This window comes from Sorangium sp. So ce381, from assembly GCF_051473845.1.
Taxonomy (GTDB): domain Bacteria; phylum Myxococcota_A; class Polyangia; order Polyangiales; family Polyangiaceae; genus Sorangium; species Sorangium atrum.
Map to the genome: position 1 here is coordinate 5,222,818 of NZ_CP150336.1, position 16,836 is coordinate 5,239,653.

General features: G+C 72.6%; 10 protein-coding genes. 6 read left to right on the plus strand and 4 right to left on the minus strand.

Annotated features, from left to right (window positions below; all coding sequences use genetic code 11):
- Nucleotides 1-20: 20 nt before the first annotated feature.
- Nucleotides 21-1,565 (minus strand): ATP-binding protein, encoded by a 1,545-nt coding sequence (locus tag WMF29_RS19580; RefSeq protein ID WP_437330299.1) that lies wholly within the window; start codon nucleotides 1,563-1,565, stop codon nucleotides 21-23.
- Between the two features lie 239 nt (nucleotides 1,566-1,804).
- Between WMF29_RS19580 and WMF29_RS19585 the strand changes: the two genes are divergently transcribed.
- The 5 genes from WMF29_RS19585 (at nucleotide 1,805) to WMF29_RS19605 (ending at nucleotide 11,338) form a co-directional block, all read left to right on the plus strand.
- A complete protein-coding gene (locus tag WMF29_RS19585; protein WP_272099225.1) occupies nucleotides 1,805-2,455 on the plus strand; it encodes a transaldolase family protein in 651 nt (216 codons plus the stop codon).
- 6 nt (nucleotides 2,456-2,461) lie between these two features.
- Entirely contained in the window at nucleotides 2,462-4,030 is a 1,569-nt protein-coding gene (locus tag WMF29_RS19590; protein ID WP_437330300.1) for a methyltransferase domain-containing protein, read from the plus strand.
- Nucleotides 4,031-4,180: 150 nt separating this feature from the next.
- Nucleotides 4,181-5,197 (plus strand): hypothetical protein, encoded by a 1,017-nt coding sequence (locus WMF29_RS19595; protein WP_437330301.1) that lies wholly within the window; start codon nucleotides 4,181-4,183, stop codon nucleotides 5,195-5,197.
- 105 nt (nucleotides 5,198-5,302) lie between these two features.
- Entirely contained in the window at nucleotides 5,303-9,418 is a 4,116-nt protein-coding gene (locus WMF29_RS19600; RefSeq protein WP_437330302.1) for a hypothetical protein, read from the plus strand.
- Between the two features lie 240 nt (nucleotides 9,419-9,658).
- The gene (locus WMF29_RS19605) at nucleotides 9,659-11,338 is read left to right on the plus strand and encodes a hypothetical protein (RefSeq protein ID WP_437330303.1); all 1,680 of its coding nucleotides are present in this window, start codon (nucleotides 9,659-9,661) and stop codon (nucleotides 11,336-11,338) included.
- Nucleotides 11,339-11,355: 17 nt separating this feature from the next.
- On the opposite strand, the gene WMF29_RS19610 is transcribed toward WMF29_RS19605, so the two are convergent.
- The 3 genes from WMF29_RS19610 to WMF29_RS19620 form a co-directional block, all read right to left on the minus strand.
- The gene (locus tag WMF29_RS19610; RefSeq protein WP_437330304.1) at nucleotides 11,356-11,604 is read right to left on the minus strand and encodes a hypothetical protein; all 249 of its coding nucleotides are present in this window, start codon (nucleotides 11,602-11,604) and stop codon (nucleotides 11,356-11,358) included.
- Nucleotides 11,605-11,657: 53 nt separating this feature from the next.
- Complete coding sequence (locus WMF29_RS19615; protein ID WP_437330305.1) at nucleotides 11,658-12,929, minus strand: hypothetical protein; 1,272 nt, start codon at nucleotides 12,927-12,929, stop codon at nucleotides 11,658-11,660.
- 103 nt (nucleotides 12,930-13,032) lie between these two features.
- Nucleotides 13,033-14,397, minus strand: a complete 1,365-nt coding sequence (locus tag WMF29_RS19620) for a hypothetical protein (protein ID WP_437330306.1) — start codon at nucleotides 14,395-14,397, stop codon at nucleotides 13,033-13,035.
- Nucleotides 14,398-14,681: 284 nt separating this feature from the next.
- On the opposite strand from WMF29_RS19620, the gene WMF29_RS19625 reads away from it, so the two are divergent.
- Nucleotides 14,682-16,589: a L,D-transpeptidase gene (locus WMF29_RS19625; RefSeq protein ID WP_437330307.1), complete on the plus strand. Its 1,908-nt coding sequence runs from the start codon at nucleotides 14,682-14,684 to the stop codon at nucleotides 16,587-16,589.
- Nucleotides 16,590-16,836: the final 247 nt, after the last annotated feature.

Here is a 16,836-nt window from a genome sequence, read left to right on the forward strand (position 1 = left end):
GCACGGCCTGCGCGTCCCGCCTACGCGGCCCCCTCGAGCGCCCTGCGGACGGCGCGGAGGAGCGACTCGGCCGTGAAGGGCTTCCCGAGCACCGCGGCGCCTGGCCGGACGGCGAACGGGCCGTCGAGGGCGTCGCCCGTGTAGCCGGACATGAAGAGCACCTTCATGTCCGGCCTGAGCTTCACGAGGCGAGCGGCGAGCTCGCCTCCGGACATCTCGGGCATCAGCACGTCGGTGAGCAGGAGGTCGACGCGCCCGCGCTGCGCCTCGCAGACGCGCAGCGCCTCGCGCGGCCCGCGCGCCGTCAGCGTCGTGTAGCCGTGCTGCCCCAGGATCCGGCTCGCGAGCGTGACCACCGCGTCCTCATCGTCGGTGACGAGCACCGTCCCGCCCTCGCCCGGGCGCGGCGCGGCGCGGCGCTGGTGCGCGGCGCGCGCGCGCCGCGAGGACGCCCCGCGCGCGGAGAGCGGCAGGTAGATCTCGACGCGCGTGCCCTGTCCTGGCTGGGAGGCGAGCTCGATGTGGCCGTGCCACTGCTTGACGATCCCGTACACGGTGGCGAGCCCGAGGCCGGTCCCCTTCCCCCTCGGCTTCGTCGTGAAGAACGGCTCGAAGGCGCGCGTCCGCACGTCGTCGCACATCCCGCTGCCGGTGTCGCTCACGACGAGGCGCGCGTACCGGCCAGGCGGGACCGCCGGGTGCGCGTCGTGCAGGCTCCCCGCGGCGCCGACGCGGACCGCGCGCGTCTCGATCGACAGCCGGCCGCCGCCTTGCATCGCGTCGCGCGCGTTCAGCGCGAGGTTCATCACCACCTGCTCGAGCTGCCCTGCGTCCGCCAGCACCCGGCAGGCCGACGGGCCGAGCGCGATCGCGAGATCGATGCTGCCGCCAACGGCGGCGCGGAGCGCGCCATCCATGCCGCGCACGACGTCCCGCAGATCCAGCACGACCGGCTGCGCGAGCCCCCGCCGGCTCACCGTGAGCAGCTGCCGCGTCAGCGACGCGGCCCGCTGCGCGGCGCGCTTGATCTCGGCGAGATCCTTCTGCACCGGGCTCTGCTCGTCGAGCTCCTCGATCACCAGGCTCGTGTAGTTCAGGATGATCGCGAGCAGGTTGTTGTAGTCGTGGGCGATCCCGCCCGCGAGCCGCCCCACCGCTTCCATCTTCTGCGCCTGGCCGAGCTCCTCCGAGAGCTCGCGCCGGCGATCTTCGGTGCAGCGCGCGGAGGAGACGTCGACGATGGCCCCGACCACGAGCCGCTCGCCGCGCGCTTCCGCGACGGTCTCGGTCCTCATCACCCGGACCGCCGACCCATCGCGGCGCGTGAGGAAGCCGTCGACCACGCCGGCCGACGTCGGCGTCGCGCCCGCCGCGCCCCCGCCGAGGAGGAGATCGGCCGCCGCGAGCGCCTCCTCCCGCGAGCCATAGCCGAGCAGCCGGGCGAGCACCTCGTTGCAGTCGACGAGCTGGCCGCCGGGCGCGGCGACGTAGAGCCCCGCCGGCGAGCAAGCCGCGAGCAGCGGGCTGTGCGCCACCGGATCCCTCGACGATCGTCCGCTGCTCATCGACGCATTGCCGTTGAAAAACGTTCCGTCGGAGAGACATCTCCGACAACCAGAACTGAAGCGCGGACTCCCCGTCTTTGCAACGTCGTTCACACCGGCCGCACCGCGAGCGTCACTGCAGGGCGGCGCGGCGAGCCGCGCAGCGTGGACGGTGTCGCCGTCTGCCCTTCTCCCCTTCTCTATTGCATCGAACTGGCCTAGACCGCGCCGGGGCTCGCGCGAGCCCGCTGGAGCGATCCATGTTCTTCCTCGACAGCTCGAACCCGGACGAGATCAAGGAGCTCTTCTCCTGGGGCGTGCTCGCCGGCGTGACAACGAACCCGCTCATCCTCTCGCGCGACGCGGGCTGCGTCGATCTCGAGCGGCGCATCCGCGAGGTGCTCGCGGCGTCGGCGGGGCCGGTGTCGGTCGAGCTGACGAGCGAGGACGAGGCGGCGATGCTCGACGAGGCCCGCGGCTATCACGCGTGGGCGCCCGAGCGGATCTGCATCAAGGTCCCGTTCGGCGACGTCGGCCTCAAGGTGACGCACGCCCTCGCGAAGCGCGGCGTGCGCACCAACGTCACGTGCGTGATGAGCTTCAACCAGGCGTACCTCGCGGCGCTCGCCGGCGGCGCGTACGTCTCGATCTTCAGCGGGCGCATCCGCGACATGGGCTACGCCGCGACCCCGGTCATCGAGCGCACGCGCGCGAGGCTCGATCGCGAGCGGCTGGGCGCCGAGATCATCGTCGGCTCGATCCGCCACCTCATGGACGTGAACGAGGCGCTCGACGCCGGCGCGCACATCGTGACCGTGCCTCCCGCCATCTTGCGGAAGATGCTCCACAACCCGAAGACCGAGGAGACGATCCGCGAATTCAACGCCGCCTGGGAGAAGCGTGCTAAGTAGCCGCGCGTGAACGCCGAGCCCGGCCACGCGCGAGCAAACGGGGACGACGGGGACGACGGAGAAGATCGCGGGCCGCGCCCTCTGGATCACGGAGACGCCCCGGGTCGGCGCTCGCCGCCCCGCGCCGCGCCGGAGGCCCTCGCCGGGCGCAAGTACGCGGTCGAAGAGGTGAACCGGGCCCTCGTCGCCGCCGCCGGCCGGCCTCGGACGGCGCTCGACGTCGGCTGCGGGATCGGGCTCAACGGCGCGGCCGTCAAGCGCACCGGCGCGCGCGTGACCGGGATCGAGATCGCGCCCGGCTCGCTCGCGCGCGCCGGCGCGGCGCTCGACGAGGTCCTCGCCGCCGACATCACGAGCGACGCCGCCGTGCGCGAGGCGCTCGGCGACCGGCGCTTCGACCTGCTCCTGTTCGCCGACGTCCTCGAGCACACCGCCGACCCGCTCGCCGTGCTCTGCCGCTTCCTGCCCCACCTCGAGGAGGACGGCCACGTCATCGTCTCGCTCCCCAACGTCGCGGCCTGGCCGGTGCGCCTCGGCCTGCTCGCCGGCCGGTTCGACTACGAGCCGAGCGGCATCCTGGACGACACGCACCTCCGCTTCTTCACCCGCGCGTCGGCGGTCCGGCTCATCGAGCGCGCCGGGCTCGAGGTGCTCCGCGTCGAGCAGAACCCGATGCTCGTCCGCGGCGCCAAGGGGCTCATCCTCCGCGGCCTCGGCGCGGGCGACGACCCCACCGATCTCGCCAGCTCGCTCCCCTACAAGGCGTATCACGCGCTCGTCCGCCCGCTGGAGGACGTTGTCGCCGACCGCGCGCCCGGCCTCCTCGCGTTCCAGCACGTGATCGTCGCCCGGAAGCCGCCGCGCCCGCGCCGGATGCGGCTCACCGTCGGCATGCTGACCATGGATGAAGAGGAGAGCGTCGGCGCCATGATCGGCGAGATCAGGAAGGCCGCGCCCGACGCGGAGATCCTCTGCGTCGACAGCTCCACTCGGGACAGGACCCCCGAGATCGCGGCCGGCCTCGGGGCGCGCGTGCTCCGGCAGGTGCCGCCCCGCGGCCACGGGCCGGCCATGGAGCTCCTCATGTACAGCGCCGCCGCCCGGAGCGATCTCCTCATCTACCTCGATTGCGACTTCACCTATCCGGCCGAGAACATCCCCGTGCTCAGGCGCCTCGTCGAGGAGGAGGGCGCCGACGTGGTGAACTGCGCGCGCACCCGCACGAGGCCGGCGGCCATGCCGGTCCCGAACTACATCGCCAACCGTGCCTTTGCCGCCATGACACACGCGATGCACGGCATCCCGACGTCGGACGTCCATAGCGGAATGCGCGCCTACCGCTGCTCGGTGATTCGCGCGTTCGATTTCGACGGTGAGGGCGACGCGTTGCCCATCGACACGCTGCTCTTCCCCGCGAAGTGCGGCTATCGCGTGGTGGAGATGCCCATCGAGTACAACGAGCGGGTCGGCACCTCGAAGCTGCGCAAGCTGGCTGGCACGGTGTGGACCATGATTCGCCTGCTGCGCGCGCTCCCCGTCGGCGCCCGGCTCGGCGACCGCTACGAGCGCCGCTAGGCGTCGCGCCGAGCTCCGCAGGGCGTCGCGCTCATCGGGGCGTGACGTGAATGTGGCGATAGCGACGCGGTGCGGCGTCACCCCGACCGCGTGGTCATCGCATTTCCGCCGCCTATACTCCGCACCTTGCAACACCGAAGGAGGCAAGAGATGCGGTTTTTGAAGTGGTTTTGCGTACTAGGTGTGTCCGCATTGATGGGCTCGGCGGCGGGGGCGGGGTGCGGGGGCGATGACGCCGGCGAGACGAGCTCGAGCTCAGCAGGGGGGACCGGCGGCGGGGCTCCTGGCGACTGTACGCCGAAGAACCCGGTCTGCACGGCTGTCGCTTCCGATTGCATTGCCGTCCACGACAATCAGGGCGCGACCAAGTTCGGTCTGCGGATGGCGCAGCTGACGGTCACGAAGCCCGACGTGCTCGCGGTCGGCTATATCGCCCGCCTCGTCGCCGAGGGCCTGACGATGAATCTGCCCGTGTGCAACTTGAATGGCACCGGGACCTTTTCCTGGTTGCTCGAATTCGACACGGCGACCGGCAAGCTGCGCACCGGCGGCGCGATGCCCACGAGCGACCCGCTCGCGGGCTACTGCTTCGCCAACATGTCTGCAGGCGAGTTCGAGATCGCGCCGAAGGAGCTCGACGCCCCGCTGACCGACGGCGCCTGGAGCGGCGCGGCCGACATCCTGAACGTCCCGATCTTCCTGGACACGGGCGCGGGAGACGCGGCCGCCGAGCCGATCGTCCTGCCCATGCACGAGGTGCAGCTCACCGACGCGAAGGTGTCGGCGGACAACAACTGCATCGGACGGTACAACCGCGAGGGGCTCGACCCGACGGAGGCCTGCCTCCCCGGCCCGGACGGCGATCCCCCTGCGTTCATCAACGGCGGCAAGCTCACCGCGTTCATCACGCTGGAAGAGGTCGATCGGGTGATCATCCCCGGGATCGAGCAGAGCCTCTGTGTCGTGCTCTCGGGCGATATCGGAGAGTACGGCACCGGTGAGACCCCGAATACGTGCAAGCGCGACGAGAGCGGCAAGATCGTGCTGAAGGGCGACTGGTGCAGCGCGACGAACTCGGCCGCGACGGACGACTGCGCCGACGCCTATGCGCTTGGCGGCGAGTATGCCGCGAGCGCGGTCAAGATTACCGGTCTCTGTCCGCAGTAGCGCTTGCGGGGGGCTCTCCGGGGAGCGTACGATCTGTCGTGGCGTCCTGAAGCCCGCGTCCAGCGGGCGCGGCGCTGCGGGTCGCGCTCCCCCGGAGGGTTCCTTATGCCCCGCCTCATCAAGCATTTCTCCGCCATCCTTGCTCTCCTCATCATCGCCGGATGCGCCGCTTCGGGCGGCGGGTGCGCCGGCTGTGGAATGACCCCCCTCCCCGCCGGCTTCAAGCCCGCGGATCGCATCGAGAACGCCGGCGCGGCGCGGCTCACGCAGTCGGGCGTCGAGTTCCTCGAGCAGAACCTGGGTGTCCTCGGGCGCGCGCTGCTCGGGGGTGGGGACGGCGGCGTGATCACGTTCTCCATCCCCAGGTCTTCTGGGACCGGCTACACGGTCTGTCCCGGCGGAGCCGACCCGAACGCGAGCCCGCCCAGGTGCACGGCGGAGATCGACGTGGGGAGTGCAGCGCTCCAGATCGAGCCGAGGACGCCGCATAACCTGCGAATCCGGGGATCTCTGCCCGTGCGCCTGCAGAACCTCCCGATCCTGGTCAACCTGCTCATCACGGACAGCACGGTCATCGCGACCCTCAACGGCAACGACGCGTGCCCACCCGACGACCAGACCTTCACGAACATCAACCTCGACGTCGAGCTCTCCGTCGAGATCGACGTCAATCCGCAGCACTCGCGGCAGGGCTACTCGCGCGTCAAGATCGTCCGGCTCGACATCGGCAAGGATCAGCTCGAGTCGAGGCTGCGGCTCAACTGCGGCGACTCCATCGCCGGCGACATCCTCGATTTTCTGCGCCCCATCGTCCTCCCCCTCCTGACCGGCTCGCTCTCTGAAACGCTGAAGGCCCAGCTCGACCAGCAGCTCTGTCTGAAGGCGGATCCGACGCAGGACCAGGCCTGCCCCGACGGCACGAACGACATCGGCGGCGTCTGCCGCTACGGCACGCACGCGAACGACGAGTGCGCCTCGATCCTGCTCGGGGTCGAGGGCCACATCGATCTCGGCCGGCTGCTCGCGAGCATCTCCCCCGGCACGCAGGGCGGGTTCGACCTCCTGCTCGCCGGCGGCGGCATGAGCGAGCGGGACGACGGCTCCGATCTCGCGTGGGGCGACCTCAACCCGGTCGGCGACGGGCTCACCCTTGGCCTCTATGGCGGCGCCGAGCCGGTGCCGACATCGAAATGTGTGCCGCTGTCGAACATGGCGCTCCCGGCGGGCATCCCGATTCCCGATGAGCTCGTCGCCAACACCCTCTCCGACTGGCCAGCCGACCTTCCCGGCCCTCACGTCGGTCTCGCGATCTCCGAGCGCTTCGTGAATTATGCCATGAACGGTCTCTACAACAGCGGCCTGCTCTGTCTCGGCATCTCCACGGAGACGGTGCCTCTCCTCAACTCTGGCACGCTGGGGCTGCTGACCCCTTCCGCAAAGGATCTCGCGCTGCAGCGCGAGTCGCAGCAGGTCGCTGTCGTCATCCGCCCGCAGGCGCCGCCTCGGGTCACCTTCGGTGATGGCACGAACGGAAGTGACGACCCGCTGATCCGCATCCGGCTGGACCGGGCGAGCTTCGATTTCTACATCTGGTCGCTCGACAGGTTCATCCGGTTCATGACGGCGACGTTCGATGTGGACGTGCCCATGAACCTCTCGGTCACCCCCGAGGGTCTCACGCCGGTGATCGAGGCGCTCAGGGTCGAGAACGGCGAGGTGACGAACAACGGGCTGCTCCGGGAGAACCCCGAGAACATCGCGGAGGCGCTGGGCGGCCTCCTCAGCGGTCAGCTCGGGCAGCTGATCGGCGGCGGCATCCCGGCGATCGATCTCGACGGGCCGCTCTCGGCGCTCGGGCTCTCGCTGGTCATCCCGGAGTCGGCCGAGGGCGCGGGCTCCCCCGGCCTGAGGAAGCTCACGAAGGGGCAGGACAACTACCTCGGCATCTTCGCGGCGTTCGGAACGACGGCGCAGCAGCGCTCGCCGAGGAGCGACACGCAGGCCGAGCTGAGCCGCAAGGAGGTGCGCGCCGAGGGGCTCCGCCTGCCCACGATGACCCGCGACAACGGGCCGACGGCGCGTCTCGTCATGAGCTCGCCGCTCGACGACGGCACGCGGACCGTCGAGTACTCGTACCGGATCGACAGCGGCGTGTGGCGCCCGTTCAGGCGCGAGCGCGTCGTCGACCTGCACGACGACTGGCTGCGGCTCCAGGGGCGTCACGTGATCTCGGTGCGATCGCGGATCGCGGGCGCTCCCCTGTCGCTCGATCCCACGCCGGCGACCGTCGAGATGGTGGTCGACGTCGATCCGCCGGTCATCTCCGTCGGCGCCGCGGTGGACGGCCGGGTGCCGATCGAGGTGAGCGATCGGGTCTCGGACGCCGCGCGCGCGAAGGTGCGCGTGCGGCTCGATGACGGCGCGTGGTCGCCCTGGTCGACGGCGGCGGAGACGACGTCGGTGGAGGTGGGCGACGCCGTCGAGATCGAGGTCGAGGCCGTGGACGAGGAGGGGAACCTCGGCACGGCGCGGCAGGCGATCCTCCGCGGCCGGGTCCCCGTCGACCCGGCGGCGGGCTGCGGATGCGTCATGGCTGGCGGCGCCGGCGAGGCGCCGTCGGGCGTCCGCTGGCTCGGCCTCGTCGTCGCGGCGGCGGCCTTGCGGCTCGCGCGGCGCGGCGACCGGGGCTCGTCGCCTCGGCGCCCTGCGCGGCGCGGCGCGCGCGGCGTGAAGGGCGCGCTGGCCGGGGCCGCCGTCGTCGCGCTCCTCGGCTCGCACGCCGGATGCTCGTGCAGCGAAGAGCCGGAGGAGGTGGAACAGGGGTGCGTCGCGCCCGACTGCACGACGCTGGAGCACGGGCTCATCGGCGCGTACACCTCGGTCGCGGTCGCCGCCGACAAGCGCACGGTCTGGGTCGCCGGCTACGCGGAGGCCGACTGGCGCAACGCGTTCGCTTGGGGCGACCTCGTGGTCGGCACGTGGGACGGCGAGGCGGTCGCGTGGGAAGCGATCGACGGGGTGCCCGCGGAGCCCCCGGTCGACCCGGCCAGGTTCGACGTGAGCGGGTTTCGCGGGGGCCAGACCGAGCCCGGCGACGACGTCGGCCTCTGGACGTCCATCGCGGTCGGGCCGGACGGAAACCCGGCGGTGGCCTACTACGACCGCACGAACCGCGCGCTCAAGTTCGCGCAGCGGCAGGGAGACACGTGGGCGGTGAGCTTCGTGCAGCAGGCGCCGAGCAGCGATATCGGCCGCTACGCGAAGCTGCTCTTCGTGAAGGAGTTGCCCGTCATCGCCTACCTCGCGATGGAGCCCGGCGAGGGCGGCTCGGTCACGTCGAGCGTCCGGATCGCGACCGGCGAGAGCGCCTCGCCCGGGGAGGGCGCGTGGCGGTTCGAGGACGTGGCGAAGGACGAGGCGACGCCGTGCCGCGCGTTCCTCTGCGGCGCCGGGGCGAAGTGCATCCGGAGCACGGGGCGCTGCGCGACACCGCGCGCGGCCGGCGACTGCGAGCCGGGGTGCGCCTCCGGGCAGGCGTGCATCGACGACGGCGGCTCGCCGGCGTGCGCCGCGATCTCCGACGGCAACCGGCTCGAGACGTACCCCGAGGCGATCGGCGACTACATCGCGATGGCGCCCGACGATGCGGGCGGGTTCGGCCTGGCGTTCTACGATCGCATCCACGGCGACGTGGTGATCGCGTCGAAGTCGATGGGCGCGTGGGAGACCCGCATCGTGGACGGCGCGGCGCCGGACGGGACGGACACGGGCGACGTGGGCATGGGGACGTCGCTGTTCATCGATCGCGCTGGCGACTGGCACCTCGCCTACGCGGACGGCCGCTCGGAGGGGCTGCGGTACGCGCGGGTGAAGGGAGGCACGGAGGTCGAGCCCTCCGAGGTGGCGGACGACGGGCTCGGGATCGAGGGCGCCCCCTTCGAGGACGGGCAGCACCTCATCGGCGACGACGCGAACGTGTTCGTGACGGCGGCCGGGGAGGTGCGCATCAGCTACCAGGACGCGACGAGCGGGACCCTGCGGCTCGCGATCGGGACGAAGAGCGGCGACGGCCACAGCTGGCTCATCCGGGCGATCGAGCAGGAGGGCTTCGCGGGCGCCTTCTCGCGGATCGTGGAGGTGGACGGGCGGCTGCTCATCGCGAACTGGTGGCGCGTCGGCGGACAGACCACGAAGGGAGACGTGGCGCTCGTCGCTCCCTGAAGCGCGCGCCGGGGCGCGAGCGCCTGGGCCGTGAGATGACCGGATCGCCGCGTGCGGCGTCCCCCTGGAGCGCTCGGCCGACGGATCGCCGTTGAGCAGGCGATCCGCCGACTGGGTATGCTCCTGGGTCGGCGCGGCCAGGGCGCGGGTGCGCCTTCTGCGAGGATCTGCAGGCAGAGCGAAGCGTCACAGGAAAGGCTTGGGACGATGAGAGCGACGGAACGAACGAGCAGCAACGCGGTGAGCAACGCATCTGCGCCATCCGGTGGAGCGCAGGACCAGGCCGGCGCGCCCGCGCGGCGCGCCGCGCGGCGGCGGATCGGCGTCCCGTTCTCTCTGTGGCTGCTCCCCGCCGCGTCGGCCGTCGCGGCGCTGCACCTCGCCGGGTGCTGGCCGCTGTCCTACGCCGAGGATTGCAAGGAAGACTCGAGGTACTGCCCCCCCGAGCCGACGGGCGGCGGCAACGACCCTGGCCCCACGTGCGAGCCGGACCCGACCCAGGACGCGAGCACGGTGGTGGACCGGTGCGCGGTGTTCGCGAGCGCGGGCGCGGCGTCCGGAGGAGACGGGACGAAGGCGAGGCCGTACGCGTCGCTCTCGGAGGCGATCGCGAGCGCGAACGGCAAGCGGGTGCTCGTGTGCTCGAGCGGCGTGTTCGAGGAGAGCGTCACGGTCAATGCGGCCATCGAGGTGATCGGCGGCTTCGACTGCAACGCCGGCTGGACGTGGAGCCCGGCGGCGCGAAGCACCATTGGAGGGCCCGCGAACAAGGTGGCGCTCACGCTGACCGAGGACGCGGGCGGAACACGGGTGCGGAGCTTCACGATCAGCGCGGCCAACGCGACGGCTACGGGCGGGTCGTCGATCGGCGTGGCGGTCGCGGACATCGACGCGCAGCTCGATCACGTCGACGTCATCGCAGGCAACGGGATGAACGGCGCGAACGGCGAGACGCCGGCGGTCGCGCAGGACGGCGCGAACGCGCTGGAGGACGTCTCGAGCGCGTGCCTCGTGGCGGTCTACAGCGGCCAGCCCGGCGTGACGACGTGCGAGGACGGCGAAACGAGCGGCGGCGTCGGCGGCCTGGGAGGACAGCCCGCGGTGGATGAGGGGCGCGGACAGACCGGTGGCGACGGCACGCCTCCGGCGGTCTCCCCGACCGAGCTCGGCCTCGGCGGCACCGGACACGGACAGACGGGGGGTACGGGAGAGACGACCGAGTGCAGGGACGGCGCGAGCGGCGCGAGGGGCGCCTCCGGCAGCGCTGGCGCAGCTGGCGACCGCACCACGCTGACGCTGGTCGGCGTCACCGGAGGCGACGGCGGCGCAGGCGTCAGCGGGACGCGCGGTCAAGGCGGCGGCGGCGGCGGTGGCGCGAAAGCAGGACGCTTCTGCATGGCCAGCGGAGGTGGCTACATCGACGGCGCGGGCGCAAGCGGCGGCGGCGGCGGGGCCGGCGGCTGCGGTGGAACGGGAGGCGGCGGTGGCAAGGCCGGCGGGTCGAGCGTCGGGATCCTCAGCCTGGGGACCAAGCTGGCGCTGACCGATGTGACGATCGCCGTCGGCAAGGCGGGCAATGGAGGCGAGGGCGGGGGTGGAAGCCCCGGTGGCTCGGGCGGCATGGGGGGCAAAGGGGGCAGTCGCGTCGCCGGCGCCGGCTCGCTCGCGGGTTGCATGGGCGGCAAGGGCGGTGCGGGCGGCGATGGCGGCCCTGGCGGCGGCGGCCGAGGCGGCCACGCGGTGGGCATCGCCTACAAGGTCACGCCCAGCCCCGCGGCCGCCGAGGTGCCGTTCACCGGAGGCACGGCTGGCAACGGCGGCTCCGCCGGGCTCGGTGGCTCCCCCGGGAGCGACGGCGCGGCCGGGGTGAGCGGCGCCTGCTGGGATTTCGCCGGCAACACGAGCTGCCCGCAGCAGTGATCGGCGCCGACGCGCCGTCAGGCGACCAGCGACGCCGCGCCGATCTCCGCCGTCGCCGGGCCGCTCACGCGCGCGCGCTCCGCGGCCACGAGATCGAGGAGCTCTTTCCGGGTCGCCTGCCCGCTGTCGAGCAGCGCGCGCATCGCGCCGTCGACGCAGCCCTTCACCCGCGCCAGGCGGGGAGCGCTCTCCCCGCCCTCCTGCGCGGTCAGCATGTCGTGCAGCATCCGCCTGAGCCCCGCCATCGCTTCGGTCTTCGTGCGCATCGCCATCACCTCGCCCGATCGGCCTAGCGGAGGCGGCGCGATCCGGCCAAGTTTCAGGCGCGCGGCAGCTTGCCCAGCGCGAGGTCCGCAGCGTCGCGCTCGATCCCCGCGAGCGCGACCCCCGGGCCCTTCCGCGGGACGAGCACCACGCGGCAGCGGCCGCGCGTCGCCGTCTCCAGGTGCGACAGCCCGAAGTCGAGCGCCGCGCCGAAGGCGAAGACGAGCGCGCCCATGCCGAGCAGCTCCGGGGAGCCCGCGCGCGCGCCGTCGACGAGCAGCGACACGCCCAGGTACGTCCCCAACCCCAGCGCGACGAGCCCTGCGTAGAGGGCGAGCCGCGGGTAGCGCACCTCGCGCGTCGCCCGGAGGAGCGCCTCGACCGGGATGTACGTCTCCCGCTCCCGCAGCGTCCGGCCGAACAGCTCTGTCCGGCTCCGGACGGTCACGCCCTTCGGGCCGACCTCCAGCTCGGCGGGCCGGCGGTACCGCAGAAGGAACCGCCCGGCGAGCCGGAGGACGTGCATCACGAGCAAGATCCCCGTCGCCGCCAGCAGCACGAGCGCCACCGGCCCGCGCGGCGGCGGTGACAGCTCGCCCGCGAGCCGCGCCGTCGCCCCGCCGTCGCGCTCCGGCGCCCACCTCTCGTCCCCGGCGGCCCCGGCGCCCTCCTGCGCGGCCCCGCTGGCGCTCGGCGCGCGGCTCGGTCGCCTGCCGGGCGAGAGCGCGTCGCGCAGCAGCGAGCGCACGATCGGATCGCGCACGTCGTCCACCAGCGCCGCGGCCTCGGCGCGCGCGTCGGGCGAGGTGCTCCCCCGCACCGCCGCCGCGGCGATGATCGCGCCCGCCCGGCCGAGCTGCGGCAGCGCGCCCTGGTCGGCGCGCCGCACCAGCGCGGCGATCGACCGCCAGAGGCCCGCGGCGCGCTCGCCCAGCGCGGCGTCCAGCGCGGTCAGCGCGTCGACGGAGGTGTACGTCGCCAGCCAGACGAGCGCCTCGGCGACGCGGCCCTCCGCCTCCGGCCCGTCGGGCGGTGAGAGAGCGACCCCGCGCGCGAGCAGCGTGGCCAGGAGCACCCGGGTCGCGCTCCCCGCGCCCTCGCTCGTGCCGCGCTCGAGCGCCCGGACCACGTTGCCGAACCGGGTCTCCGCGTCGGCGACCGACAGTCCCGCCCGGTCGACGAGCTCCGCGAGGCCGCCCTCCAGGGTCGTTCGCCGCTCATCCGCGGCGGCAAAGGCCGCGGTGTGGACGACCCGCGCGAGGTCGTCGCCGCGGGGGTGTCCGGCAAGCTCATCGAGCACGGCGTACGGAGAGTGTTCGGGCGTCATCGGCGCGGGCTGGTCGGATTAACTGAACGCCGCCGCTTTGGCTAGTGTTCCGCGCGGCCCGGGCGGCACTCCGCCCCGGCGCGGCCGCCTTCGCCCCGGCGCGCTACGGCTTCCGCGCGCCGCCCTGCTCCAGAAGCGCCTTCTCCACGAACCCCATGATCAGCTTGAGCTGCCGGTTCGTGACGTGGAGCTTCGACCAGATGACCTTCCCGTCGGTGTTGAAGGCGATCTCATCCACCACATCGATCCTCGTGATCCCCAGGTCGATGGTCCGGATCGCGTTCAAGGTCTTCGTGAGCTCCTGCGCGTGAACCAGCGCATCTTCAGCGGATTCATCGCCCGCCGTGAGGGCGAGGTCCGCGCCCCCATCCTTGGTCGGCGTGACGGTGAGCCGCATCCACGCGAGGCTGCGCGGGATCGCCTGGACCCCGCGGAAGGCGTTCGCGGGCGTGAGCATCGAGATGACGATGCCTGCCGCCGAAGATTTGTTGAATCCTTTCATGGACTTCAACTTGTACAGCTGATCTTCTTCAGCAGCGGGAAGGACCACGAGCAGGCGCCGGTCCGGGACCATCGCGAAGATGCGCTTGCTGCGGTCGGCGGTGGCCCGGGCGGCGGGGACGGGGGCGTCTTCGATCCACGAGCCGTTCGATCGCTGCACGATGACGTCGACCGCCGCGCGCATGGTCTCCTCGGGCGCCCGGTAGTCCATGACCGCGACGACCTTGCTGGAGTCGCGGAGCTGCGGCCCGGCGATGAGGAGGTGGTCGATGTCCCGGATCGGGTCGACGGCGGTGTCGCTGAAGAAGGACTGCCACTGGGGGATGGTCGTCAGGATCCGGCCGAACCACGCGCCGAGCTCGTGGCTGCGGAGCCGGTCGCCGGCGATGAGCACCTGGACGTTCGGGTCCTTCGACGCGAGCTTGCCCGGCGCGCCCGCGGCGCTCAGCGGGGTCCGCAGGTTCGGGTGATCGCCGTCGTTCTCCGTGCCCCCGTCGCCCGACGCGTCCGGGCCTGCGTCGCCAGGCGGCTTCCGGCGCGGCCGTTCGGGCGCGCCCGCGTCCGGCGCCTCCGGCGAGGCGCTCGCCGACGCCGTGGGCGGCGTCGCGGGCGACGGCGTCGCGGGCGCGGCGGCGCCCGCCCCGGAAGGCGCCCCCTCACCGCCGCTCGCGGAGGGCGCCGCCGCCACCGCGCTGGGGTCGTCCGCGAGGAGATCCAGATCGATCGGCACGATCGTCTCGCCGGCGTCGTAGTCGGCCAGCTCGCCCCGGAGCGCGAACATCGCGTCGAGCCACGCGAACAGCGGGGTCGGGAGCAGGGGCAGGTGCAGGAGCGCCGCGACGGCGGCCGCGGTGACGAGCGCGCGCCTGGATGCGGCGCGAACGAGCGGAACCGCCGCGGTGCCACGGCCCACGCGCTGGGCCTCCGTCGTGTTGTTCAAGCCACGCCCCGGGGTCCGTTCCGCCACGGCGGTACCCTAGCAGCAGCCGTCCGAACGGCATCCGAGCCCCGGAGCGCGCCCTCACCGCGCGTCGCGGCTCCGTGGCACGTCGTTCGCTCGGGCGATGGTCATGCGATGCCGCCTGCCCCGGCGCCCGCCATCGCCAGCTCGAGGGGCGCGCGCTCCGCAGAGAAGTGGATCGACACGTGAGTGACCAGGTACTAAGACCGCCGAGCCGACCCGACCCTACGGGTCGATCATCAGACCGCGAGGATCGGGAAGGCCGGTCCTCGCCCAACGCTGTGGATGCGATGAACCGCTCTCAGGCGCCCCGCCCCCGCGGGCAGAAGGACCCCGCTCGATCGCACGGCAGCGGCAATGTCCGCACCGACGACCTGCGGAACCCGCAACCGGCGCCGGGCGCCGAACGCGCCGGGGGCGGCGGCGTGCGCACCTCGCTCGTGTCCAGCGTGCTCGGGTTCGTCGCCGCGGCGGCCTTCGCCGGCACCGCGGCGTGGGCGAGCGGATGCCAGGGCGAGGCCCCTCCTGGCCCCTCCACCGAAGGCAACTCGCCGCCCGAGCGGACCTCGTCCCTCCCCCGCCCCACGCCGACGTCCTCCGCGCGCGCCGCCGCGTCCGCCGAGGCGCCCAGGGAGGCCCCGGCCGCCGCGCCCTCCGAGGCCCCGGAGCCCCCCGCGCCCGACAAGCCGTACACGGGGCCGCTTCTCGGCTCGATCGTGCCGCAGGCGGCGGTCTATCCGACGATGGAGTTCTCCAAGCAGCGGCTCGGCTACATCCGGCTCGGCGGCAAGGTGCCGGTCGATCCGAAGCCCATCAAGGGCGGTAGCTGCGCCAAGGGATGGTACCGCCTCCTCGACGGCGGCTACGTCTGCGGGAGGTCGGCCACGACGGACCTGTCGAACCCGCAGGTCCGCCTCGGCATCACGCCGCCGAACCTCGACGACGTCCTCCCGTACAAGTACGCCTTCAACACGACGCACGGCACGCCCCTCTACCGCTCCGTCCCGTCGAAGGACGAGATGATGCGCTACGAGCCGTACCTCGAGTCCGCGAAGCGCAAGCGGAAGGAAGAGGAGAAGCAGCGCGCCGAGGCGCTCTACGAGGAGACCGAGAAGGAGGTCGCCGCGGCGGCCGCCGCCCGCGCAGAGGCCGCCGCGAACCCCGCGCCGGTGGCCGCGATCGCGGCGGATCCGGCAGCAGTCGAGGACAAGGCGGCGGCCGTCGCCGAGGCCGCGTCGCTCGGCATCGCGCCGGCGCCCGTCGAGGAGGAGCCCGAGAAGCCCTGGTGGGAGAACGTCGACGACAAGGGCAGGCCGCGCAGCGTCACGCTCGCCGATCTCGACAAGGACGCCGACTCGACGGTCGCGAAGCGGATGGTCAAGGGCTTCTTCGTCGCGGTCGACAAGACCTTCGGCTGGAACGGCCGCAGCTGGTACAAGACGACCGCGGGCCTCGTCGCGCCGAGCGACCGCATGTACATCATCAAGCCGCCGGCCTCGCAGGGCATCGACTTCCCCGAGGGCGCGAAGTCGGTCGGCTTCATCCTCGCGAAGTCGGCGAGCAAGTACCAGTTCGACGCCGAGAAGAAGTCCGTCACCGTGGCCGGCTCGCTCGAGCGCTTCGCGGCGTTCGGCCTCACGGGCGAGTCCCACACCCACAAGTCGACGGTCTACCGGAAGACCACCGAGGGCTGGTGGATGAAGGGCGCCGACGGGACGTACACCGATCTCGGCACCCCGCCGCCGGATCTCGCGCCGGGCGAGAAGTGGATCGACGTGAACCTGTCGCGCAAGACGCTGGTCGCGGTCGAGGGCGACAAGCCCGTCTTCGCGGCGCTCATCTCGCCGGGGAGGCGCTCGAAGGACAAGAAGAAGGATCACCCCACGCACACGGGGGTGTTCCGCATCCGCGAGAAGCACATCGCGACCACGATGGACGGCGACGGCACGGTCGCGGGCGATCTGCCCTACAGCATCGAGGACGTGCCGTTCGTCGCGTATTACGACGGCTCGTACGCCCTCCACGGCGCCTTCTGGCACGGAAACTTCGGCCGGGAGATGAGCCACGGCTGCGTGAACCTCTCGCCGCTCGACGCGAAGAAGGTGTTCTTCTGGAGCGAGCCCAGGCTCCCGCGCGGCTGGCACGGTGTCTGGGCCACGCCGGAGAACCGCGGCACGCTCGTGTCCATCCACGAGTGAGCGGGCCGCGCGCCGATCGGCCGCGCGGACGAGGACGCAGCAACACGGTGCGCTCCACCTCGAGCGGGCCGCGCGTGGACCGGCCGGACCGGGCTCTCCGCGACGCATGAGGACGCCGGACCGGGCTCTCCGCGACGCATGAGGACGAGCGCGCGTCGGAGCCGCGCCGCGCCTCGCCTGGGCCCGCCAGCGGGCCTGCCCGCCCGCCGCCCTGCCTCCGCCGGTCGCTGGAAATCCGGGCGGGTCG

What these genes read in the sequence shown, in the direction of transcription:
- WMF29_RS19580 (WP_437330299.1), bottom strand. Translation starts at nt 1,565, where the DNA reads ATGAGCAGCGGACGATCGTCGAGGGATCCGGTGGCGCACAGCCCGCTG.
- WMF29_RS19585 (WP_272099225.1), top strand. Translation starts at nt 1,805, where the DNA reads ATGTTCTTCCTCGACAGCTCGAACCCGGACGAGATCAAGGAGCTCTTC.
- WMF29_RS19595 (WP_437330301.1), top strand. Translation starts at nt 4,181, where the DNA reads ATGCGGTTTTTGAAGTGGTTTTGCGTACTAGGTGTGTCCGCATTGATG.
- WMF29_RS19600 (WP_437330302.1), top strand. Translation starts at nt 5,303, where the DNA reads ATGCCCCGCCTCATCAAGCATTTCTCCGCCATCCTTGCTCTCCTCATC.
- WMF29_RS19610 (WP_437330304.1), bottom strand. Translation starts at nt 11,604, where the DNA reads ATGCGCACGAAGACCGAAGCGATGGCGGGGCTCAGGCGGATGCTGCAC.
- WMF29_RS19615 (WP_437330305.1), bottom strand. Translation starts at nt 12,929, where the DNA reads ATGACGCCCGAACACTCTCCGTACGCCGTGCTCGATGAGCTTGCCGGA.
- WMF29_RS19625 (WP_437330307.1), top strand. Translation starts at nt 14,682, where the DNA reads ATGAACCGCTCTCAGGCGCCCCGCCCCCGCGGGCAGAAGGACCCCGCT.